At 71.8% G+C, this 20979-nt stretch carries 19 protein-coding genes; 10 read left to right on the forward strand and 9 right to left on the reverse strand.

Going from position 1 to position 20979, the window contains the following annotated elements; all coding sequences use genetic code 11:
• Positions 1 to 43: 43 nt before the first annotated feature.
• Positions 44 to 844 (forward strand): ParA family protein, encoded by an 801-nt coding sequence (locus tag WU80_RS01800; protein ID WP_055399154.1) that lies wholly within the window; start codon positions 44 to 46, stop codon positions 842 to 844.
• A 79-nt stretch (positions 845 to 923) separates the two neighbouring features.
• Here WU80_RS01800 and WU80_RS01805 read toward each other — a convergent pair whose 3' ends face one another.
• On the reverse strand, positions 924 to 2144 hold the full coding sequence (locus WU80_RS01805) for a hypothetical protein (protein WP_055399019.1): 1221 nt from the start codon (positions 2142 to 2144) through the stop codon (positions 924 to 926).
• A gap of 15 nt (positions 2145 to 2159) precedes the next feature.
• Entirely contained in the window at positions 2160 to 3656 is a 1497-nt protein-coding gene (locus WU80_RS01810) for a DEAD/DEAH box helicase (protein ID WP_055399017.1), read from the reverse strand.
• A 254-nt stretch (positions 3657 to 3910) separates the two neighbouring features.
• Here WU80_RS01810 and WU80_RS01815 point away from each other — a divergent pair, with 254 nt between their 5' ends.
• Positions 3911 to 4630, forward strand: coding sequence for a ferritin-like fold-containing protein (locus WU80_RS01815; protein WP_055399014.1), 720 nt, complete (start codon positions 3911 to 3913; stop codon positions 4628 to 4630).
• A 13-nt stretch (positions 4631 to 4643) separates the two neighbouring features.
• Here the strand turns inward: WU80_RS01815 and WU80_RS01820 are convergent, their stop codons facing one another.
• A complete protein-coding gene (locus WU80_RS01820) occupies positions 4644 to 5351 on the reverse strand; it encodes an MmpS family transport accessory protein (RefSeq protein WP_055399012.1) in 708 nt (235 codons plus the stop codon).
• Positions 5352 to 5558: 207 nt separating this feature from the next.
• Here WU80_RS01820 and WU80_RS01825 point away from each other — a divergent pair, with 207 nt between their 5' ends.
• Positions 5559 to 5828: a DUF3107 domain-containing protein gene (locus WU80_RS01825; RefSeq protein WP_055399152.1), complete on the forward strand. Its 270-nt coding sequence runs from the start codon at positions 5559 to 5561 to the stop codon at positions 5826 to 5828.
• Here the strand turns inward: WU80_RS01825 and WU80_RS01830 are convergent.
• The gene (locus WU80_RS01830) at positions 5815 to 6501 is read right to left on the reverse strand and encodes a TetR/AcrR family transcriptional regulator (RefSeq protein WP_055399010.1); all 687 of its coding nucleotides are present in this window, start codon (positions 6499 to 6501) and stop codon (positions 5815 to 5817) included. The genes WU80_RS01825 and WU80_RS01830 overlap by 14 nt on opposite strands.
• A gap of 198 nt (positions 6502 to 6699) precedes the next feature.
• On the opposite strand from WU80_RS01830, the gene WU80_RS01835 reads away from it, so the two are divergent.
• The 3 genes from WU80_RS01835 to WU80_RS01845 all read left to right on the forward strand — a co-directional run bounded on the left by WU80_RS01835 (position 6700) and on the right by WU80_RS01845 (position 9902).
• Positions 6700 to 7725 carry a DUF3152 domain-containing protein gene (locus WU80_RS01835; protein WP_055399008.1) on the forward strand — a complete coding sequence of 342 codons (1026 nt, stop codon included), beginning with the start codon at positions 6700 to 6702 and terminating at the stop codon, positions 7723 to 7725.
• 95 nt (positions 7726 to 7820) lie between these two features.
• A complete protein-coding gene (moeZ, locus tag WU80_RS01840) occupies positions 7821 to 9011 on the forward strand; it encodes an adenylyltransferase/sulfurtransferase MoeZ (protein ID WP_055399006.1) in 1191 nt (396 codons plus the stop codon).
• A gap of 36 nt (positions 9012 to 9047) precedes the next feature.
• Positions 9048 to 9902, forward strand: a complete 855-nt coding sequence (locus WU80_RS01845; RefSeq protein WP_055399004.1) for a TIGR02569 family protein — start codon at positions 9048 to 9050, stop codon at positions 9900 to 9902.
• On the opposite strand, the gene WU80_RS01850 is transcribed toward WU80_RS01845, so the two are convergent.
• The 3 genes from WU80_RS01850 to WU80_RS01860 are packed head-to-tail and all read right to left on the reverse strand — an operon-like array spanning position 9899 to position 11201.
• Entirely contained in the window at positions 9899 to 10201 is a 303-nt protein-coding gene (locus tag WU80_RS01850) for an MGMT family protein (RefSeq protein WP_055399002.1), read from the reverse strand. The two genes, WU80_RS01845 and WU80_RS01850, sit on opposite strands and share 4 nt — an antisense overlap.
• 2 nt (positions 10202 to 10203) lie before the next feature.
• Positions 10204 to 10989, reverse strand: coding sequence for an alpha/beta fold hydrolase (locus tag WU80_RS01855; RefSeq protein ID WP_055399000.1), 786 nt, complete (start codon positions 10987 to 10989; stop codon positions 10204 to 10206).
• Between the two features lie 17 nt (positions 10990 to 11006).
• A complete protein-coding gene (locus WU80_RS01860) occupies positions 11007 to 11201 on the reverse strand; it encodes a hypothetical protein (protein ID WP_055398998.1) in 195 nt (64 codons plus the stop codon).
• Positions 11202 to 11305: 104 nt separating this feature from the next.
• Here WU80_RS01860 and WU80_RS01865 point away from each other — a divergent pair, with 104 nt between their 5' ends.
• The 4 genes from WU80_RS01865 (at position 11306) to nudC (ending at position 19892) form a co-directional block, all read left to right on the forward strand.
• Positions 11306 to 14446: an ATP-dependent DNA helicase gene (locus WU80_RS01865; RefSeq protein ID WP_055398996.1), complete on the forward strand. Its 3141-nt coding sequence runs from the start codon at positions 11306 to 11308 to the stop codon at positions 14444 to 14446.
• Positions 14413 to 17691 (forward strand): ATP-dependent helicase, encoded by a 3279-nt coding sequence (locus WU80_RS01870; RefSeq protein WP_369808477.1) that lies wholly within the window; start codon positions 14413 to 14415, stop codon positions 17689 to 17691. Before WU80_RS01865 ends, WU80_RS01870 begins: the two co-directional genes overlap by 34 nt.
• Positions 17692 to 17781: 90 nt before the next feature.
• A complete protein-coding gene (locus WU80_RS01875) occupies positions 17782 to 18852 on the forward strand; it encodes a TrkA family potassium uptake protein (protein WP_055398994.1) in 1071 nt (356 codons plus the stop codon).
• 107 nt (positions 18853 to 18959) lie between these two features.
• Positions 18960 to 19892: an NAD(+) diphosphatase gene (nudC, locus tag WU80_RS01880; RefSeq protein WP_055399147.1), complete on the forward strand. Its 933-nt coding sequence runs from the start codon at positions 18960 to 18962 to the stop codon at positions 19890 to 19892.
• Positions 19893 to 19898: 6 nt separating this feature from the next.
• Here the strand turns inward: nudC and WU80_RS01885 are convergent, their stop codons facing one another.
• Positions 19899 to 20519, reverse strand: coding sequence for a sensor domain-containing protein (locus WU80_RS01885; RefSeq protein WP_055398992.1), 621 nt, complete (start codon positions 20517 to 20519; stop codon positions 19899 to 19901).
• Positions 20520 to 20630: 111 nt separating this feature from the next.
• Positions 20631 to 20885, reverse strand: a complete 255-nt coding sequence (gene mrx1, locus WU80_RS01890) for a mycoredoxin Mrx1 (RefSeq protein WP_055398990.1) — start codon at positions 20883 to 20885, stop codon at positions 20631 to 20633.
• Between the last annotated feature and the right edge of the window lie 94 nt (positions 20886 to 20979).

Genomic DNA, 20979 nt, shown 5'->3' on the forward strand with positions numbered 1-20979 from the left:
GGATGGGCACTGTGACCGTGGCAACAAGGAGGGGCGGGCGCTGGTGACTAAGACCCGGGTATTGGCCGTGGCCAACCAGAAGGGCGGCGTCGCCAAGACGACGACCGTTGCCTCGCTGGGCGCGGCGATGGTGGACGAGGGTAACCGGGTGCTGTTGGTGGACCTGGATCCGCAGGGCTGCCTGACGTTTTCGCTCGGCCAGGATCCCGACAAACTCCCGGTGTCGGTGCACGAGGTGCTGCTGGGCGAGGTCGAGCCCAATGCGGCGCTGGTCACCACGATCGAGGGCATGACGCTGCTGCCGGCCAACATCGACCTGGCGGGCGCCGAGGCGATGCTGCTGATGCGCGCCGGCCGCGAATACGCGCTCAAGCGTGCGCTGGCCAAGGTCGCCGACGACTTCGACGTGGTCATCATCGACTGCCCGCCGTCGCTGGGGGTGCTCACCCTCAACGGGTTGACCGCCGCTGACGAGGTGATCGTGCCGCTGCAGTGCGAGACGCTCGCCCACCGGGGCGTCGGTCAGTTCCTGCGCACGGTCGCCGACGTCCAGCAGATCACCAACCCCGACCTGCGGCTGCTCGGCGCGTTGCCGACGCTGTACGACTCGCGGACCACGCACACCCGCGACGTGCTGGCCGACGTCGCCGACCGCTACAACATGCCGGTGCTGGCCCCGCCGATCCCGCGCACCGTGCGGTTCGCAGAGGCCAGCGCCTCGGGTTCGTCGGTGATGGCCGGGCGCAAGAACAAGGGCGCGTCGGCCTACGGCGAGTTGGCGAAGGCGTTGCTCAAGCACTGGAAGACCGGCAAGCCCCTGCCGACGTTCGCCGTCGAGGTCTAGCGGTTGGGGCGAGCAGCCGCAAACTCGCACGCCGACCGGCGCTTTCATGCGATTTTGCGTCTGCTCGGCCGACGCGATATCAGCCCAGGGCCACCACGGTGTCGCCGCGCTGCTCGAACACCCGGGATCCCGCGACGGCCGGAACGACCGCGCGCCCCGGCGGGCTCGGCGCCCGGTTCACGGTGAGGTAGCGCTCGGGGGCGCCGCTGAGCGGGTCGTAGACGCCGATCGCGCCCGTGACCGGCACCAGCAGGCGGCCCGCCATCATCGCGCCCGGCCCCAGCGGCACGGTCGTGTCGCCGGCGGCGATGGTGTAGCGCAACGTCAGATTGCCGGTGTCGAACGCCAGCACGGAATCGCCGGTCCACCAGGTGATCAGGCTGCCCGCGTGCGAGACCGCCCCTGGGCTCGACGGCGGCTTGGGTAGCAGGGTGCTCGACACGGTGGTGCCGGTCTCGTCGACCACGTCCACCCGGGGCCGCGGCGAGGGCAGGTAAACCGCGGTGTTGTTCTCCCACACGGTGAGCACCCGCGCGCCCGAGTCCGCCGCGATCCCGGGTTCCGCCACCACCCGCTGCTGGGGCTCGTCGTCATCCTTGCCCGGCCGCAGCAGCACCAGCCGCAGGTCGGCCTGGTTCACGCAGGCCTCCAGCACCGACACCGCCGACGAGCTGGCGGCCGCCGAGACCAGCTTGCAGCCCGAGTGCAGGCCGCGTGCCGAGGGCTTCACCCTGGCGTCGGTCTCGCCGTAGGCCACCATCCGGACCATGTCCGAGCGCCACAGCTCCAGGCGGGTGTCGCCGGCCGACAGCACCGTCGTGCCGTCTGAGGACAGCTGGACGTGCTGGTCGGCGTAGCCGCTGCGGGCGGGCCCGCGACGCCCCGTTGCGCCGTCGAGCGTGCTCACCTGCCCACACCCGCGGTCGTCGGAATAGACGGCGACGGCGTAGTGGTAGATCCAGGACACCCCGCACAGGCCGCCGTCCCGCTCATAGCTCCACTGGGACTTGCCCGAGCCGGGGTCCCGCCCGTCGACCCGGTGGCCGTCGCCGGTAACGACGGTCCCGCCCACCGTCACGGGTGCGGTGGTGGCCGGGCTGGCCGCGGTCCACAGCTCTTTGAGCGTGGTCGGCACCTGCCGGGCCGGGGTCGGGTTGGGCGCGGGAACGGCGGCGGGGCGGCTGATGGTGGCCCGGGCGTCGCTGGTCCACCAGATCAGCGCGGCGACGGCGGCCACCACGACCGCGATCGCCACGGCGGCCAGGACGTCGCCCCTGGTCCGGCGCTCGGGTCTGACCATCCGTGGGTGCGCGGCTCAGTTGGCGGGCGCGCCGGCTTCGGCGGGCTTGCGGCGACGACGGCGACGCCGGCCGTTTCCGGAGTTGCCGGACCCCTCCGCCGCGGCTTCGCCGTTGGAACCGCCCGCCGCGGCGTTCCCGTCGGGATGTCCGGAAACCGGCTGGCCGCCGCGGGTGCGACGGCGCGGTGCGCCCGAGCGGGCGCGGCCGGACCGCTCGGCCTTCTGGCCGTCACGCTCGCTCGTGCGGCGCTGGCCCTGCGGCTTCTTCGGTGTGCCGATGCTGCCGCGCGCCGCGGCGGGGATGCCCATCTCTTCGTAGAGGTGCGGCGAATTCGAGTAGGTCTCGGCGGGCTCGGGGTTCTCCAGGCCCAGCGCCTTGTCGATCATCGACCACCGGGGCAGCTCGTCCCAGTCCACCAGGGTGACCGCGATACCGGTTTTTCCGGCGCGGCCGGTCCGACCGATGCGATGCACGTAGGCCTGTTCGTCCTCGGGAATCTGGTAGTTGATGACGTGGGTGATGTCGTCGATGTCGATGCCGCGCGCGGCCACGTCGGTGGCGACCAGCACGTCGATGTCGCCGCTGCGAAAGGCCTTGAGCGCCTTCTCGCGGGCGATCTGCCCCAGGTCGCCGTGCACCGCACCGACCTTGAAGCCGCGCTCGGCCAGTTCGTCGGCGACCTTCTGCGCGGTGCGCTTGGTGCGGGTGAAGATCATCGTCGCGCCGCGGCCCTCGGCCTGCAGCACCCGGCTCACCAGTTCCACCTTGTCCAGCGCGTGGGCCCGGTAGACGAACTGCTCGGTGGTGTCGTGCGTGGCGGCCGAATGCGGCGCCTCCGCGCGGATGTGGGTGGGTTGGTTCATGAACGTGCGGGCCAGCGTGATGATCGGGCCGGGCATGGTCGCCGAGAACAGCATGGATTGCCGGTCCTCGGGGATCTGGCGCAGGATGCGCTCGATGTCGGGCAGGAAGCCCAGGTCGAGCATCTCGTCGGCCTCATCGAGCACCAGGACCGACAGCCCGCCCAGCTGCAGGTGGCCCTGCTGGGCCAGGTCGAGCAGCCGGCCGGGGGTGCCCACGACGACGTCGGCGCCGGCGCGCAGCGCCTCGATCTGCGGCTCGTAGGGGCGACCGCCGTAGATCGAGACGACGCTCAGCGGACGGTCGCCATCGGCCTTGAGGTACTTCGCCGCGGTGGCGAGGTCACCGTGGACCTGCAGGCACAGCTCACGGGTGGGCACCACGATCAGGGCCCGGGGGGTGCCGTTGAGCTCCCGCACGCCGACTCCGGACGTGATGCGGTTCAACAGCGGCACGCCGAAGGCGAAGGTCTTGCCCATGCCGGTGCGGGCCTGGCCGATCAGGTCGTCGCCGGCGAGGGCCAGCGGCAGGGTGAGTTCCTGGATCGCGAAGGGACGCTCGATGCCCTTCTCCGCGAGGGCGCGGACGATTTCGTCGCGAACGCCGAGATTGGCAAAAGTCATTTCAGTTGTGTCGGTGAGTGCGCTCATGCGTGGGTAGTAAGCCTTTCGGTGACATATCGGTTTGTGTCGGTGTTTCTCTGTCGCGGTCACGCGCGCACGAGTTCCGACTCCGAATACGTCGCCGAGTCGCGGGCCCCTGCTCGATCTGGGTGGGCCAGCTGTGCACGCACATTTCGCCGATAGCGGCTCGGAAAAAGAAATACAGCCGCTATCTACATCCATGATAGCTGGTCGACAGCTGGCACCCAGTTGGCGCCGGGTCCGCCGACTAGAGTGTTGCCATGACCCGGCCCTCTTGCGAGCCCTCCGAAGCCGACCTCGAAGCCGACCGGGCGGACGATTCGCCCGCCCCACGGCTGTCGGCCGACCACCCGGGCGTCAACGAGTTGTTCGCGGTCTTGGCCTACGGCGAGATCGCCGCGTTCTACCGGCTCACCGACGAGGCGCGGATGGCCCCTGACCTGCGCGGACGCATTTCGATGGCGAGCATGGCCGCCGCCGAGATGCAGCACTACGAGCTGCTGCGCGACGCCCTGGAAAGCCGGGGCGTCGACGTGGTGTCGGCCATGTCGAAGTACGTCTCGGCGCTGGAGAACTACCACCGGCTGACGATGCCCAGCACGTGGCTGGAGGCCCTGGTGAAGACCTACGTCGGCGACGCGCTGGCCGCCGATCTGTACCTGGAGATCGCCGACGGCCTGCCCGACGAGATCGCCCACGTGGTCCGCGCGGCGCTGTCGGAGACCGGGCACTCACAGTTCGTCGTCGCCGAGGTGCGCGCCGCGGTGACCGCCAGCGGCAAGCAGCGCAGCCGGCTGGCGCTGTGGTCGCGTCGCCTGTTCGGTGAGGCGATCACCCAGGCCCAGTTCCTGCTGGCCGACCACGACGAACTGGTCGACCTCGTGGTTTCGGGAGCGGGCAGCCTGGGTCAGCTGAGCGCGTTCTTCGACCGGCTGCAGCACACCCACGACCGGCGGATGCAGGAGCTGGGCCTGAGCTGACGACCCATCGGACTCAGCGCCGGCAGGTCGCCAGGCTCGAGTTCGTGGTCGACGCGGCCACCAGCTGACCGGCGGCGTTGACGATCGAGCAGTTGAGCTGGCCGTAGAAGCTGGTCGCGACCACCGACGGGGTTTGCACGCCGGGGTTCAGGATGACCGCCTTGGTCCACGGCAGCGACACGTTGAACTCGGTCTGCGAGTAGCCCTGCCCGTCGGTGTAGACGATGTTCACCAGGTCCAGCAGCTGCTTGGTGCCCGTCACGCTGTAGACGACGGTGCGCGGGTTCAGCGCGGCCGGCGGCGGGGGCGTCAGCGTCAGGGGTGGAGCGGCGGTGGGCGTCGCCGTCGGCAGGGTCGGCGAGGCGCTCGGCGTGGTCACGGTGGTGACCGTCTCGGGTGGCAATTGGGATGGGCTGGGCTGCGCGCTCGGCGGGGCGGAGCTCCTCGTCGTCGCCGGAGCGGACGTCACCGGCTGGGGCGCCGGCGCCACCGTTGCCTTGGTGGTGGCGCTGTCGCCGCTGTTGATGATGACGGCGGTCGCGATCGCGCCGACGGCCACGACGGCGCCCAGGATCGCCGTGAGCGGACGCCAGCGCAGCTCGGCCGGCCAGCCGGTCCAGTTGTAGTCGCCCTCGGGCAAGGCGCCGGCACGGTAAAGCTCATCGGTCTGGTCGTCGGGGTAATCCCGCACCTCGTCGAGATCGGCCAGTGTGGTACCCATGGGGCCGAAGTTAGCGATGAGAAAACACGGATCGGGCTTGGGACCCGGCTCCGAGACGAGCTGCAAGCGAATCGTTATCCGTTCGCGACCGGCGTTTCGCTCAGCGCGAAGCGCGCGGCGGGGGCCGTGGCCGATGCGGGCCCGCGCCGTCCACTAGCCTGCAGCTGACAGGTCTGTCGACTTCAATACCAACGGAAAGGGGTGACCGTGGAGGTCAAGATCGGTATTACGGACAGTCCGCGTGAGCTGGTGCTCTCCAGCGCGCAGACGCCGGCCGAAGTCGAAGAGCTCGTCAGCGCCGCGCTGAGCGAGGGATCGGGCCTGCTGAGGCTGACCGACGAGCGGGGACGCCGGTTCCTGGTTCACACCAGCAAGATCGCCTACGTCGAGATCGGTCCGGCCGACGCGCGCCGCGTCGGCTTCGGCATCGGCGCCGAACTGCCCAAACTCACCGGCAGGGGCGCTAAAGGCGAGTAAGCGGCACGTGTGACAGCCCGCCCCAGGCGAACTGGACGGTGCCCTCGACGGCGTCCGCCTTGGAGATCGGGCGGTCGGAGTCGAGCCAGTAGCGGGCGCAGTCGACGCTGACGCCGACCAGCCCCACGGCGATCATCCGGGCGCGATGCGGGTCGAGCCCCGAATCCTCGCTGATCAAGGCGAATACGGCGTCGATGCACGATTCGGTGGCGACGCGCACCTGCGCGGCCACCTCCGGCTCGGTGACGTAATCGTTTTCGAAGATCAGCCGGTAACCCTGGCTGTCGTGCTCGATGAAGTCGAAGAACGCCTGGACCGCCGCGTGCAACCGCCTGCGGTTGTCGGTGGTGGTGTTCAACGCCTGCTGCACGCCCGAGACCAGGTTCTCGACGTGCCGGGCGAGCACCGCCAGGTACAACTCGAGTTTGCTCGAAAAGTGTTGATAGAGAACGGGTTTGCTGACACCGGCCCGGTCGGCGATCTCGTCCATGCCGGCGGCGTGGTAGCCGCGATCGACGAAGACGTCGCTGGCGACGACGAGCAGCTGCCCGCGGCGCTCGTCCCGGGGCAACCGGTTGCCGCGCCGGCTCGAAGCCGCGACGCCGTCCCCCGGCCGAGCGCGGTCGGCCGACCTGACGGCGCGCCGCGCCGCGGGTTTGGCGAGTTCGCTCATCGAGTCCTCATCTGATGTGTGGGCAACCGGCCGCCGGCATACTGCGCCAGCCGCGCGCGGCTCGTGGCACAGACCTTACTACCCATGTGGTTCGGTTGATCGGCGTTGCCGCCGTCGTCGCTGGCAGAAGTGGTGTCGTGCGGCGCATTCGGGCGCGCCACGGACGGGCCCGCCGGATGACTGTGTAATCCTGGGGAAATGACGTCCCAGCGGCCTTCGCGCGGCACCGGTCGCGTCCCGGTGCTGCGCGACGAGTGGCGCGAACCGCTGCGGGCCCTGCGCGACCCGATCGCCCGCGACGCTGGACGCACCCGCGCCGGCCGGGAGCGGCCGAACCAGTGGCGCAAGCAGACGCGGCTGGGGCGGTTCGTGTCCACCTACGGCTGGCGCGCCTACGCGCTGCCGGCCTTGGTGGCGCTCACCGTGGTGGTCGTCTACCAGACCGTCACCGGCACCACCGTGACCAAGCCGACGGCGAGTCAGCCCATTCAGAGCCCGCAGGCGATCGACGCGGTCGGCACCTCGATCATCGACGCGCCACCGCGTGGGCTCGCCGCGTTCGACGCCAACCTGCCGGCCGGGACGCTGCCCGACGGCGGCCCGTTCACCGAGGCGGGCGACAAGACGTGGCACATCGTGCCGGGCACCACGCCGCAGATCGGCCAGGGCACCGTCAAGGTGTTCCGGTACACCGTCGAGGTGGAAAACGGCATCGACCCCACGATGTTCGGCGGCGACGAGGCGTTCGCCGAGATGGTCGACCAGACGCTCGGCAACCCCAAGGGCTGGACGCACAACCCGCAATTCGCGTTCGTTCGGATCGATAACGGCAAGCCCGACTTCCGCATCTCGCTGGTCTCCCCGGTGACGGTGCGCGGTGGCTGCGGCTACGAATTCCGGCTCGAAACCTCCTGCTACAACCCGGTTTACGGGCCGGACCGCGAGTCGCGGGTCTTCATCAACGAGGCCCGCTGGGTGCGTGGAGCCGTGCCGTTCGAGGGCGACGTCGGTTCCTATCGGCAGTACGTGATCAACCACGAGGTGGGGCACGCCATCGGGTACGTCCGCCACGAGCCGTGCGAGCAGCAGGGCGCCCTGGCGCCGGTGATGATGCAGCAGACGTTCTCCACGTCGAACGACGACGCCGCCAAGTTCGACCCGGATTTCGTCAAGGCCGACGGAAAGACCTGCCGGTTCAATCCGTGGCCGTTCCCGATCGCCTGACCGCGGCCAGTTGAATTCATTGCCGTCCACCGCGGCTGCTGCTGTGATGGATACCGACGACGAACCGCAACGCGAGACCGAGGAGATGTTCGGGCGTGTCGAGTTCCCAGACAGCGCTGCCGCCCCTCGTGGCGCCGGCAGACCAGCTGACGCGCGATGAGGTGGCCCGCTACAGCCGCCACCTGATCATCCCCGACCTGGGCGTCGACGGGCAGAAGCGGCTCAAGAACGCGCGCGTGCTGGTGATCGGCGCCGGTGGGCTGGGCGCGCCGACGCTGCTCTACCTGGCCGCGGCGGGCGTCGGGACGCTCGGCATCATTGACTTCGACGTCGTCGACGAGTCCAACCTGCAGCGCCAGATCATCCACGGCGTGGCCGACGTCGGGCGGTCCAAGGCCCGGTCGGCGCGCGAGTCGATCGCCGCGATCAACCCGCTGGTCACCGTGCGGTTGCACGAGTTCCGGCTGGACTCCAGCAACGCCGTCGAGCTGTTCGGGCAGTACGACCTGATCGTGGACGGCACCGACAACTTCGCCACCCGGTATCTCGTCAACGACGCGGCCGTGCTGGCCGGCAAGCCCTACGTGTGGGGGTCGATCTACCGCTTCGAGGGCCAGGCCTCGGTGTTCTGGGAGGACGCCCCCGGCGGGCGGGGCCTCAACTATCGCGACCTGTATCCGGAGCCGCCGCCGCCCGGCACGGTCCCGTCGTGCGCCGAGGGCGGCGTGCTGGGCATCGTCTGCGCGTCCATCGCGTCGGTGATGGGCACCGAGGCGATCAAGCTCATCACCGGCATCGGCGAATCGCTGCTGGGCCGGCTGCTGATCTACGACGCGCTGGAGATGTCCTACCGCGCCATCGCAATCCGCCGGGAACCCGATGACGCCTTGCGGCCGAAGATCACCGAGCTGATCGACTACGAGCAGTACTGCGGCGCGGCCCCCGACGACCAGGGCGTCACCGGATCCGCGATCACCCCGCGGGAATTGCGCGACATGCTGGACTCGGGCAAGAAGCTGGCGCTGATCGACGTCCGCGAGCCCGTCGAATGGGAGATCAACCACATCGACGGGGCCCGGCTGATCCCGCAGTCGTCGATCAATTCCGGTGAGGGCCTGGCAAAGCTGCCGCACGACCGCACGCCGGTGCTCTACTGCAAGACGGGGGTGCGCTCGGCCGAGGCGCTGGCGGTGGTGCGCAAGGCCGGATTCGCCGATGCGGTGCATCTGCAGGGCGGGATCGTGGCGTGGGCGCAGCAGATGCAACCCGACATGGTGATGTACTGACCCGGAACGCTTGTTGGACTCGTTTAGAGTACCGGTGTGAATGTCGAGCCACCGCCGGAGCATGTGCTGGCGGCGTTTGGCTTGACCGGCGTGCAGCCCGTCTATCTGGGGGCCAGCTGGGAGGGCGGCTGGCGCTGCGGCGAAGTCGTTCTTTCGCTGGTGGCCGACCACGCCCGGGCGGCATGGTCGGCCCGGGTGCGCGAGACATTGTTCGTCGACGGCGTCCGGCTGGCCCGACCGGTCCGCTCGACGGACGGGCGGTACGTGGTTTCCGGGTGGCGGGCGGACACCTTCGTCGCGGGCACGCCCGAACCCCGGCATGACGAAGTGGTCTCGGCGGCGGTGCGGCTGCACGAGGCGACCGGCAAACTGGAACGCCCCCGATTCCTGACCCAAGGCCCCACCGCGCCCTGGGGAGACGTGGACATCTTCATCGCCGCCGACCGCGCCGCGTGGGAGGAGCGGCCGCTGGCCTCGGTGCCGCCGGGCGCCCGGACGGCCCCGCCGACGGCCGACGCCGAGCGGTCGGTGGAGCTGATCAACCAGCTGGCCACGCTGCGCAGGCCGACCAAGAGTCCCAACCAGCTGGTGCACGGGGACCTTTACGGCACAGTGCTTTTCGTCGGCACCGCCGCCCCGGGGATCACCGACATCACCCCCTACTGGCGGCCCGCGTCGTGGGCGGCCGGGGTCGTCGTCGTCGACGCCCTGTCCTGGGGCGAGGCCGACGACGGACTCATCGAACGCTGGAGTGCGTTGCCCGAGTGGCCGCAGATGTTGTTGCGCGCCTTGATGTTTCGCCTGGCGGTCCATGCGCTGCACCCGCGGTCGACGGCCGAGGCGTTTCCCGGCCTCGCCCGCACCGCGGCGCTGGTCCGCCTGGTGCTCTAGCGCCGGAATTCGTAGCGGACCTCACCCAGCGCGATCTTGCCGTCGGTGGCCAGGATCCCCTCGGCCCGCAGCAGCTCCAGCTGCCGGGTGGTCAGATGACGCGCGGGGCGCCCCGAGGCGGTGATCACCCGGTGCCAGGGCAGGTCCGAGGAGTCGGTCCGCATGATCCAGCCGACGATGCGCGGGCTGGAAAGCCCTGCGACAGAAGCGATGTCGCCGTAGGTGGCGACCCGGCCGGCCGGAATGGCCGCGACCAGCGCGCGCACCCGCTCGACCTGCTCGTCGGTCACCGGCGCCACGATCAGCGGGCTTCCAGCAATTCGCGCGTCAGCGCGGCGACGTCGGCCGCCGCGGCGTAGGGCACCATGTGGTTGCAGTCGAAATCCAGCAGCCGGAAATCGGACCCCAACCGTTGCTGCAGCGCCGCGACGAGTTCGTCGCTGACATACGGCGGCGAGGTGCGCTTCGCGCGCACCAGCACCGTCGGCGTCCCGGCCGGGGGGAGCACCGCGTCGCGGGCCAGCTCGCTCCAGTACGCCATCATCGCCGGCAGGCTGACGCGCCAGCCGTACCGGCCGCTCGGCAGCGCGATCAGGTGCTCGTCGAGCTCGGCGTCCAGCAGCGCGGGGTCGACGTCGGACCACGACCCGTGCACCTTCTCCAGGCGCGCCTCCTGCGCGTCGGGGTAGTCGGGCGAGGACAGCATCGCCTCGGCGATCTCGCGCATCCACTCGCCGTCCAATCCGACCGCCGGGTCCAGCAGCAGCAGCGCCGCCACCCGGTCCGGGCGCGCCGCGGCCAGCTGCATCGCGAGCGCCCCGCCGAACGAGTGCCCGACGATCAACACCGGCGGGCCGGCTTCGCCGTCGAGCAGCGCGGCCATCGCGGCGACGTTGGCGTCGATGGTCCACGGCGCCGCCCACGACGACCGGCCATGGCCGATCAGATCCGGTGCCGCGAACGGGATTTCGGGCAGCAGGCCGGCCAGCTGCTGCCAGCGCTGCCCGTGGCCGGTCAGCCCGTGCAGCGCCAGCACCCGGACCGGATTCGGCGGGCCGTAGCGGTGCACGTGGAGGGTGGCGGTCACGGGTCGATCGTGCCGGCTCAGCGGTCGTCGTCCCAGTCGTCCTCGGTGGGAACGACGTAGGCCTGCTCGATCACGTCGGCCTCGTTGGCCTCCCGGTCGGCGGCGGTCAGATAGTCGATGTCCAAGCCGGCTTCGTCGTCGTCGGCGTCGACGGGTTGCAGTTGTTCCGCGGCGTCGCCCTCGGGCGCTTCGTCGTCGGGAAAGTCCGTCACGGTTACCTATCCCTCCATTGGTCGGCTGCTCGCGGCTCCATCGTAGGGGCCGGCGGCGCCGCCGGTCGGGCCGACTTGTCGGACCCTGGTGGTTGCATGCAGCCATGTCGTTCACCTGGGACACCGAGGCGTTGGCTCTGCTGGCGCCCGGCGCGCGCGGGCTGGTCCGGGTGCTGGGCGGCCCCGGCACGGGCAAGAGCAGCCTGTTGGTGGCGGCCGCGGTCACCCAGATCGACGCCGGCCTCGACCCGGAATCGGTTCTGCTGCTTAGCGGTTCCGGCCGGCTGGGGATGCGGGAGCGCAGCGCGTTGACGACGGCGCTGTTGCGGCCGCGCAGCGCCGGGCCGTGCCGGGCCGCCGTTCGCGAACCGTTGGTTCGGACCGTGCACGGCTACGCCTACGCGGTGTTGCGGCGGGCGGCCGAGCGGGCCGGGGACGCGCCGCCGCGGCTGGTCACCAGCGCCGAGCAGGACGCCATCATCCGGGAACTGCTGGCCGGTGACCTCGAGGACGGGCCGCGCGCGGCCGCGGCGTGGCCCGCGGATCTGCGGCCCGCGCTGGCCACCGCGGGTTTCGCCACCGAACTGCGAAACCTGTTGGCGCGCTGCGCCGAACGCGGGGTGGACCCGCAGGAACTGGAGCGGCTGGGCCGTCGGTGCCGGCGACCGGAATGGACCGCCGCCGGCCAGTTTGCCCGCCAGTACGAGCAGGTGATGCTGCTGCGGGCGGCGGTGGGGACGGCGGCACCCCAGGCGACGACGCCCGCGCTGGGCGCCGCCGAACTGGTGGGCGCCGCGCTGGAGGCCTTCGCGACGGACCCCGAGCTGTTGGCCGCCGAGCGGGGCCGGGTGCGTGTCCTGTTGGTCGACGACGCCCAGCAGCTCGACCCGCAGGCGGCCCGACTCGTCCGGGTGCTGGCGGCGGGCGCCGAGCTGGCCGTCATCGCGGGCGACCCCAACCAGGCGGTGTTCGGCTTCCGGGGCGGCGAATCCGCCGGGCTGTTGGACGAGGACTCGCCCTCGGTGACGCTGACGGTGTCGCACCGCTGCGCCCCCGCGGTGGCGCGCGCCGTCAGCGGCATCGCGCACCGACTGCCCGGCGGCAGCGGCGGCAGGCGCATCGAGGGCACCGGGCCCGAGGAGGGATCGGTCGCCGTCCGCCTGGCCGCATCGGCGCACGCGGAGGCGGCGGTGATCGCCGACGCGCTGCGGCGTGCGCACCTGGTCGACGGTGTGCCGTGGTCACAGATGGCGGTCATCGTCCGGTCGGTGCCACGGGCCGGCGCGCGATTGCCGCGCGCGCTGGCCGCCGCGGGCGTGCCGGTGGCCCCGCCGGCGGCGGGCGGGTCGCCGTCCGACGAGCCCGCGGCCCGGGCGCTGCTCACCGTCCTGTCGGTCACCGCCGACGGGCTCGACGGCGAACGGGCGCTGGCGCTGCTGACCGGCCCGATCGGGCGCGTCGACCCGTTCGCGCTGCGGCAGCTGCGCCGAACGCTGCTGCGCGCCAACGCCGATCGCCCCTCGGACGACGTGGCGGATCTGTTGGTGGACGCGCTGACCGGTGACGCACCGCCGGCGGGGCCGCAGTTCCGCCCGGTGCAGCGGGTGCGCGCGGTGCTAGAGGCGGCCGCGCGCTGCCACCGGGACGGCCAAGACCCGCGCTACACCCTGTGGGCCGCGTGGCAGCGGTCCGGCCTGCAGCGCCGCTGGTTGTCGGCCGCCGAGCGGGGCGGGCCCGCCGGCGCCCAGGCCACCCGGGACCTGGAGGCGGTGACGGCGTTGTTCGACATCACCGATCAGTACGTGTCCCGCACCTCGGGCGCGTCGCTGCGCGGGCTCGTCGACCACGTTGGCGCGCTGCACCTGCCGAGCGCACAACAGGAGCCGATGGCGGCCGTCGAGCAGGTGCGGGTGCTCAGCGCGCACGCCGCCCTGGGGCACGAATGGGACGTCGTGGTCATCGCCGGGGTGCAGGAGGGGTTGTGGCCCAACACGGTTCCGCGCGGCGGCGTGCTGGGCACCCAGCGGCTGCTGGACGTGCTGGACGGCGTCGCCGAGGAAGCGTCGGTGCGAGCACCGCTGCTGGCCGAGGAGCGACGGCTGCTGGTGGCGGCCATGGGCCGCGCCCGCCGCCGACTGCTGGTGACCGCCGTGGACAGCGACGCGGGCGCTGCGGACGACCAGGCCGCGCTGCCGTCGTCGTTCTGCTACGAGCTCGCGGCGTGGACCGACGACGGCGATCTCGCTGCGGCGCAACCCCTCTCGGCGCCCCGGGTGCTCTCCGCGCCGGCCCTGGTGGGCCGGCTGCGCGCCGTGGTGTGCGCGCCCGACGGCGCGGTCGAGGACGCCGTCCGGGCATGCGCGGCAACGCAATTGGCGCGGCTGGCCCAGGCCAGAGTCCCGGGCGCCGATCCGGCCGGCTGGCACGGCCTGCTTCCGGTCAGCACCACCGAGCCGCTGCGCGGCGACGGCGATGCTGTCACCCTGACGCCGTCCACGCTGCAGACGCTCAACGACTGCCCGCTGCGCTGGCTGGCCGAACGGCACGGGGGCACCAACCCGCGGGATCTGCGTTCCACCATCGGTTCGGTGCTGCACGCCCTGGTCGCCGAACCGCACAGCAGCGAGCCGGAATTGCTGGCCGGCCTGAACCGCGCGTGGCGGCACCTGCCGTTCGAGGCCGAGTGGCATTCGGCCAACGAGCTGGCGCGCCACCGCGCGATGATCGAGGCGTTCATCGAATGGCGGGCGCAGACCCGCGACGCGCTGACCGAGGTCGGCGTCGAGGTGGAGATCGACGGAACGCTGGCGGCGTCCGGCGAGGGCGGCGGCGAGATCCGGCTGCACGGCCGGGTCGACCGGCTGGAGCGCGATGCCGCCGGCCGGCTGGTGGTCGTCGACATCAAGACCGGCAAGACGCCGGTCAGCAAGGACGATGCCCAACAACACGCCCAGTTGGCGCTGTATCAGCTGGCGGTGGCCGAAGGCATGGTGTCCGGTGAGCCGGCCGACGCGGAGCCGGGCGGCGCGCGGCTGGTCTATGTCGGCAAGGCCGGGGCGTCGGGCGCCACGGAACGCGAACAGGATCCGCTGACGCCGGCCGCCCGCGAGGAATGGCGCCAGCTGGTCCGCCGCGCGGCGGCCGCGACCGCCGGGCCGCGGTTCATCGCCCGGCGCAACGGCGGTTGCGCGCACTGTCCCGTCCGGCCCTCGTGCCCCGCCCACGCCAACGGGGTGGCGCAGTGAATCCGCGCTACAGCCCGGGCGAATTGGCTTGCGCGCTGGGGCTTTTCCCGCCGACCGACGAGCAGGCCGCGGTCATCGCGGCCCCGCCCGGGCCCCTGGTCGTCATCGCGGGCGCCGGCGCCGGCAAGACCGAAACGATGGCGGCCCGGGTGGTGTGGCTCGTCGCCAACGGTTACGCCGAACCCGGCCAGGTGCTGGGGTTGACGTTCACCCGCAAGGCCGCCGGTCAGTTGCTGCGCCGGGTCCGGTCCCGGCTGGCGCGGTTGGCGGGTGTCGGCCTCGGCGCCGGGGAACCCGCGGGCGCCCCGGCGGTCAGCACCTACCACGCGTTCGCCGGTTCGTTGATCCGCGACTACGGGCTGCTGTTGCCCATCGAGCCCGACACCCGGCTGCTCGGCGAGACCGAGCTGTGGCAGCTGGCGTTCGACGTGGTGTGCCGTCACCGCGGGGAGCTGCGCACCGACAAGACCCCGGCCGCGGTGACGTCGATGGTGCTGCGGTTGTGGGGCCAGCTGGCCGAACACCTGGTGGACACACGCCAGCTCGGCGATACCCATGTAGAGCTGGAGCGGCTGATCCACGCCCTGCCTGCCGGCCCCTATCAGCGCGACCGCGGGCCCAGCCAATGGCTGCTGCGCCTGCTGGCCACCCAGACCCAGCGCGCCGAGCTGGTGCCGCTGCTCGACGCCCTGAACGAGCGCATGCGCGCCGCGAAGGCGATGGACTTCGGCGTGCAGATGGCCTGTGCCGCAAGGCTGGCGGCGGGCTTCCCGCAGGTCGGCCAAGACCTGCGCGGCCGCTACCGGGTGGTGCTGCTCGACGAGTACCAGGACACCGGGCACGCCCAACGGGTCGCGCTGTCGGCCCTGTTCGGCGGTGGTGTCGACGACGGGCTGGCCCTGACGGCCGTCGGCGACCCGATTCAGTCGATTTATGGCTGGCGCGGCGCCTCCGCGACGAACCTGCCGCGCTTCACCACCGACTTCCCCCTGTGCGACGGCACGCCCGCGCCGGTCCTGGAGCTGCGGACCAGCTGGCGCAACCCGCCGCGAACCCTGCGGCTGGCCAACGCGATATCGGCGGAGGCGCGCCGCCGGTCGGTCGCCGTGCACGCGCTGCGGCCGCGCCCGGACGCCCCGCCCGGGACCGTCCGGTGCGCCCTGCTCCCCGACGTGCAGGCCGAACGGGAGTGGATCGCCGACGAACTCGCCGCGCGATACCGGCGGGCCGACGGGACGAGCCCGCCGACGGCCGCGGTGCTGGTGCGCCGCAACGCCGACGCCGCCCCCATCGCCGATGCCCTGCGCGCCCGGGGCGTCCCGGTGGAGGTCGTCGGGTTGGCCGGGCTGCTGTCGGTCCCGGAGGTCGCCGACGTGGTCGCCATGCTGCGGCTCGTCGCCGACCCGACCGCGGGCGCGGCGGCGATGCGGGTGCTCACGGGTCCGCGGTGGCGCCTGGGGGGTCGCGACATCGCCGCGCTGTGGCGACGCGCCCGCACACTCGGCGAGGGGCTGGGTGCCGCTGCGGCGTCCTCGCCGGAATCGATCGCGGCCGCCGCCGGCCCGGACACCGACTCGGCGTGCCTGGCCGACGCCATCGCCGATCCTGGCCCGGCCGACGGGTACTCGGCGGCGGGATATCGGCGCGTGACCGCCCTGGCCGCCGAATTACGTTATCTGCGTGGCCAGTTGGGCCACTCCCTGCCCGACCTGGTGGCCGAGGTGCGCCGCGTGCTGGGCGTCGACTGCGACGTCCGCGCCGCGGCGGGAGTGCACGCGGGTTGGAGCGGCACCGAACACCTCGACGCCTTCGCCGACGTCGTCGCCGGCTACGCCGAACGCGCCGACGCCACCGTGACCGACCGCACGGCCTCGGTGGCGGGCCTGCTGGCGTACCTGGAGGTGGCGGAGTCCGTCGAAAACGGCTTGCCGCCGGCGCCGTTGGCGCCCGCGCGCGACCGCGTCCAGGTGCTGACGGTGCACTCCGCGAAGGGGTTGGAGTGGCAGGTGGTGGCGGTGGCCCACCTGTCGGGCGGAATCTTTCCGTCGACCGCGTCCCGGAGCACCTGGCTCACCGACGCGTCCGAGTTGCCGCCGCTGCTGCGGGGCGACAGTGCCGGCGCGCTGGGCGTCCCGGTGCTGGACACCTCGGACGTCACCAATCGAAAGCAGCTGTCCGACAAGATCTCCGAGCATCGCCGCCAGCTGGACCAGCGGCGCATCGACGAGGAGCGCCGGCTGCTGTACGTCGCCATCACCCGGGCCGAGGACACCCTGCTGGTGTCGGGTCACCACTGGGGGGCCACCGGGATGAAACCGCGCGGCCCCTCCGACTTTCTGTGCGAGATCAAGGACGTCATCGACCGTTCGGCCGCGGCCGGGGAGCCCTGCGGGGTGGTGGATCAGTGGGCGCCCGCACCGGCGGACGGCGACCGGAATCCGTTGCGCGACAACGTGGTAGAGGCGATGTGGCCGGCCGATCCGTTGACCGCGAGGCGCGCCGAGGTCGAGCGCGGCGCGGCGCTGGTGACCCGGGCGATGGCGGGCGACGCGGTCGCCGACGGCGCCGACATCGAGGGCTGGGCCGACGACGTCGACGCCCTGCTCGCCGAGCGCGCGCGGCTGGCGCAGCCGCCCACCGCCGCGCTGCCCGGCCAGCTGTCGGTCAGCGGTCTGGTGGACCTGGCACGCGACCCCGCGGGCGCCGCGCAGCGGCTGAGGCATCGGCTGCCGCCCCGACCGGATCCGCACGCGTTGCTGGGCAACGCCTTTCACGCCTGGGTGCAGCGGTTCTACGGGGCAGAGGGCCTGTTCGACCTCGCGGACCTGCCCGGCGCGGCGGACTCCGACGTCGGCGACACCCGGGAATTGGCGGCGTTGCAGGCGGCCTTCACCGCATCGCCGTGGGCGGCCCGCACACCGATCGCCGTCGAGGTGCCCTTCGAAATGCCGATCGGCGACACGCTGGTCCGGGGCCGCATCGACGCGGTCTTCGCCGACCCCGACGGCGGCGCCACCGTCGTCGACTGGAAGACGGGCGAACCGCCGAGGGGGCCGGAAGCCATGCGCCAGGCGGCCGTCCAGCTCGCCGTCTACCGCCTGGCGTGGGCCGCGTTGTCCGGCGTCGAGGAGTCGTCGGTGCGCACGGCCTTCTATTACGTGCGTGCCCGCACCACGATCGCCCCGGACGATCTGCCCGCGCCCGCCGAACTGGCCGGATTGCTGGCGGGCTCCGCCGCCGGCTGACCTGCGCTGCCCGAGTACGGGCGGGGCGATCGTGGTTACATGGAGTCGTGCCTCTCACCTGCGCCGGCGTCGAGCCGATGACGGACCGCCGTGCGCAACGGTAGGTCTCGGCAACTGAGCGGTCTGGACGAAACGCTCACCGCCCAGCGAGGCCACCAGTTGGTCGGCGTGGTGCGCATCCCCGAGGATCACGCCAGCCCCATTCGCGTCATCACCCGCCGCGTCGCCATCGCGCTGGTGGTGTTGTTCGCCGCGGCCGTCATCGTCTACGCGGACCGCAACGGATATCGCGACGTGCGGGGCCAGCCGCTGACCTTCCTGGACTGCGTGTACTTCTCGGCGGTGTCCCTGTCGACGACCGGTTACGGCGACATCACCCCGTACACCGAAACCGCGCGGTTGGTGCACACGTTGATCTTCACCGCGCTGCGGATCGCGTTCCTGGCCGTGCTGGTCGGCACGACCCTCGAAGTGCTCTCCGAGCGGTCCCGGCAAGGGTGGAAGATTCAGCGTTGGAGGAGCAGAGTGCGCAACCACACGATCGTGATCGGCTACGGCACCAAGGGCAAAACGGCGGTGGCCGCGATCCTCAGCGACGAGGCCGCCCAGGGCGAGGTCGTCGTCGTCGACACCGAGCGCAGCACCCTCGAGCACGCCGCGAGCGCCGGCCTGGTGACGGTGCACGGCGACGCCACCAAGGCCGACGTGCTGCGGCTGGCGGGGGCGCAGCACGCGGCGTCGATCATCGTCGCCACCAGCCGCGACGACACGGCGGTGCTGGTCACGTTGACGGCGCGGGAGCTCGCGCCCAACGCCAAGATCGTCGCCTCGATCCGGGAGACCGAAAACCAGCACCTGTTGCAGCAATCCGGCGCGGACTCTGTGGTGGTCTCGTCGGCGACCGCGGGTCGGCTGCTCGGGCTCGCCACCACCACGCCCAGCGTGGTGGAGATGATCGAGGACCTGCTGACCCCCGACCTGGGGCTGGCGATCGCCGAGCGCGAGGTGGAGCCGACCGAGGTCGGCGGTTCCCCGCGGCACCTGCGCGACATCGTGCTCGGCGTGGTGCGCGACGGCCACCTGCTGCGCATCGGCGCGCCGGAGGTGGACGCGGTCGAGGCCAACGACCGGCTGCTCTACATCCGCCACGCGGGGCACTGATGGCGATCGCGAGCGCGGCGGAGCCGGGCGAAGCGGGTCGCCATCAATCGGGTCCGATCGCGAGCGCGGCGGAGCCGGGCGAAGCGGGTCGCCATCAATCGGGTCCCATTCCGATCGCCGACTTTCGGCTGCGGGACGTCCCGCTGCTGTCGCGCGTCGGCGCCGACCGTGCCGACCAGCTGCGCACCGACGTCGACGCGGCCGCTGCCGGCTGGGCCGACGCGGCGCTGTTGCGGGTGGACAAGCGCAACCAGGTGCTCGTCGCCGACGGCCGCGTGGTGCTCGGCGCCGCGGCCAAGCTGGCCGACAAGCCGCCGCCCGACGCGGTGTTCTTGGGGCGCCTCGCCGACGACCGCCACGTGTGGGCCATCCGCGGCGCGCTCGAGGCGCCGGCGGACCCGGACGTGCGCGCCGAGGTGGTGAACCTGCGCGGCCTCGGCGCGATCCTCGACGACACCAGCGGCCAGCTGGTGTCCTCGGCGCTCGCGCTGCTCAATTGGCACGACTCGGCGCGGTTCAGCTCGGTCGACGGGTCACCGACCCGGCCGGCGCGGGCGGGCTGGGCGCGGGTCAATCCGGTCACCGGTCACGAGGAGTTCCCGCGCATCGACCCGGCGGTGATCTGCCTGGTCCACGACGGCGGGGACCGCGCGGTGCTGGCGCGTCAGGCCGTCTGGCCGGAGCGAATGTTCTCGCTGCTGGCCGGATTCGTCGAGGCCGGCGAGTCGTTCGAGGCCTGCGTCGCGCGCGAAATCCGCGAGGAGATCGGGCTCACCGTCCGCGACGTGCGCTACCTGGGCAGCCAGCCGTGGCCGTTCCCGCGCTCGCTCATGGTCGGCTTCCACGCCGTGGCGGACCCGGCCGAGGAGTTCTCCTTCAACGACGGGGAGATCGCCGAGGCGGCGTGGTTCACCCGCGACGAGGTGCGCACCGCGCTGGCGGCCGGTGACTGGTCCAGCACGGCGGAGTCGAAACTGCTGCTGCCCGGGTCGATCTCGATCGCCCGCGTGATCATCGAATCCTGGGCCCAGATCGACTGAGCGGCGCTACTTGATGCGGTCCGTCACCGTCTGCAGGACGGTGTTGGCGATCTGCTCGGTGGGTTCGATGCCCAGCACGCCGACGGACACCAGCACCGCGGATTTCACCGTGTAGAGGTGGATCCAGCCGTCGGAGCCGAGCTTCAGGGTCGCGGTGTCCGGCTTGTTCAACGCGAAGTCGTAGGCGGTGTGGTGCAGGGACACACACTGGTCCAGCGTCGCGTGCAGCTGGTTGAGGGCGCCGTGCGCGGCGGCCGCGTCGGGGTAGACGACGACGGCGTTGGTCACCTCGTTGATCGGCGCGATGCCGCCCGGCCTCAGGTCGTCGGTCGAACCGGCGTAGGCGACCGAACGGTACTCTTTCCAGCCGCCCGCGAACGTCAGGTCCGTGGCCCCCACGGCTCGGCATGGGGCCGGCGGGTTGCCGACGGTCTCCCGCGGCGGGTCGTGCCGGTCGGCGTACGAATACGGTTGCAGGCCTTCAAAATTGGCGATCCGACGCGCGTCTTGAAGGCTGATGATCAGCGAATTGGCGTAGGCGTGTTCGGTGGGGGTCGCCGCAGTGCCGCCCGGCGAGTGCGAGCACGCCGACGCGACGGCGACCGTGGCCGCGGCTGTGCCGATCACGCACCGACGCCACAGAGACCGAAAACTCGACGCCATGGTCGCTTATGTTAGGGCCGCTCCCGGCGGCAGACGGGGCACTTGGTCAACGTCGGCGCGTTCGGGGCCGACGGCTCAGGCGCCGGCTTGGGCCAGCTTCGCCTTGACTTCGGCCGCACTCGGGTTGGTCAGCGTCGACCCGTCGGCGAACTTCACCGTCGGAACCGTCCGGTTGCCGCCGTTTACCGAACCCACGAACTCCGCCGCCGCGGGGTCCTGTTCGATGTCGACCGTCTCGTAAGCGATTCCGTTGGACTTCAGCACGGTCATCAGGCGGTGGCAGTAGCCACACCAGGAGGTCGTGTAGACGGTGATCGGCGCGTTGCTCATAGCTCGTTAACGTAGCCGGGCGGACCTGTGTTCCGCCCCGCGGGCACCCACCCATTCCGGCGACAACTCGCCGACGCGCACTGGGCGGGGACGC

Source organism: Mycobacterium sp. UM_11, from assembly GCF_001414075.1.
Lineage (GTDB): Bacteria > Actinomycetota > Actinomycetes > Mycobacteriales > Mycobacteriaceae > Mycobacterium.

Coding starts and splice junctions, on each gene's coding strand:
- mrx1 (WP_055398990.1), bottom strand. CDS start 20,885: ATGAGCAACGCGCCGATCACCGTCTACACGACCTCCTGGTGTGGCTAC.
- WU80_RS01805 (WP_055399019.1), bottom strand. CDS start 2,144: ATGGTCAGACCCGAGCGCCGGACCAGGGGCGACGTCCTGGCCGCCGTG.
- WU80_RS01815 (WP_055399014.1), top strand. CDS start 3,911: ATGACCCGGCCCTCTTGCGAGCCCTCCGAAGCCGACCTCGAAGCCGAC.
- WU80_RS01865 (WP_055398996.1), top strand. CDS start 11,306: ATGTCGTTCACCTGGGACACCGAGGCGTTGGCTCTGCTGGCGCCCGGC.
- WU80_RS01830 (WP_055399010.1), bottom strand. CDS start 6,501: ATGAGCGAACTCGCCAAACCCGCGGCGCGGCGCGCCGTCAGGTCGGCC.
- WU80_RS01810 (WP_055399017.1), bottom strand. CDS start 3,656: ATGAGCGCACTCACCGACACAACTGAAATGACTTTTGCCAATCTCGGC.
- WU80_RS01835 (WP_055399008.1), top strand. CDS start 6,700: ATGACGTCCCAGCGGCCTTCGCGCGGCACCGGTCGCGTCCCGGTGCTG.
- WU80_RS01820 (WP_055399012.1), bottom strand. CDS start 5,351: ATGGGTACCACACTGGCCGATCTCGACGAGGTGCGGGATTACCCCGAC.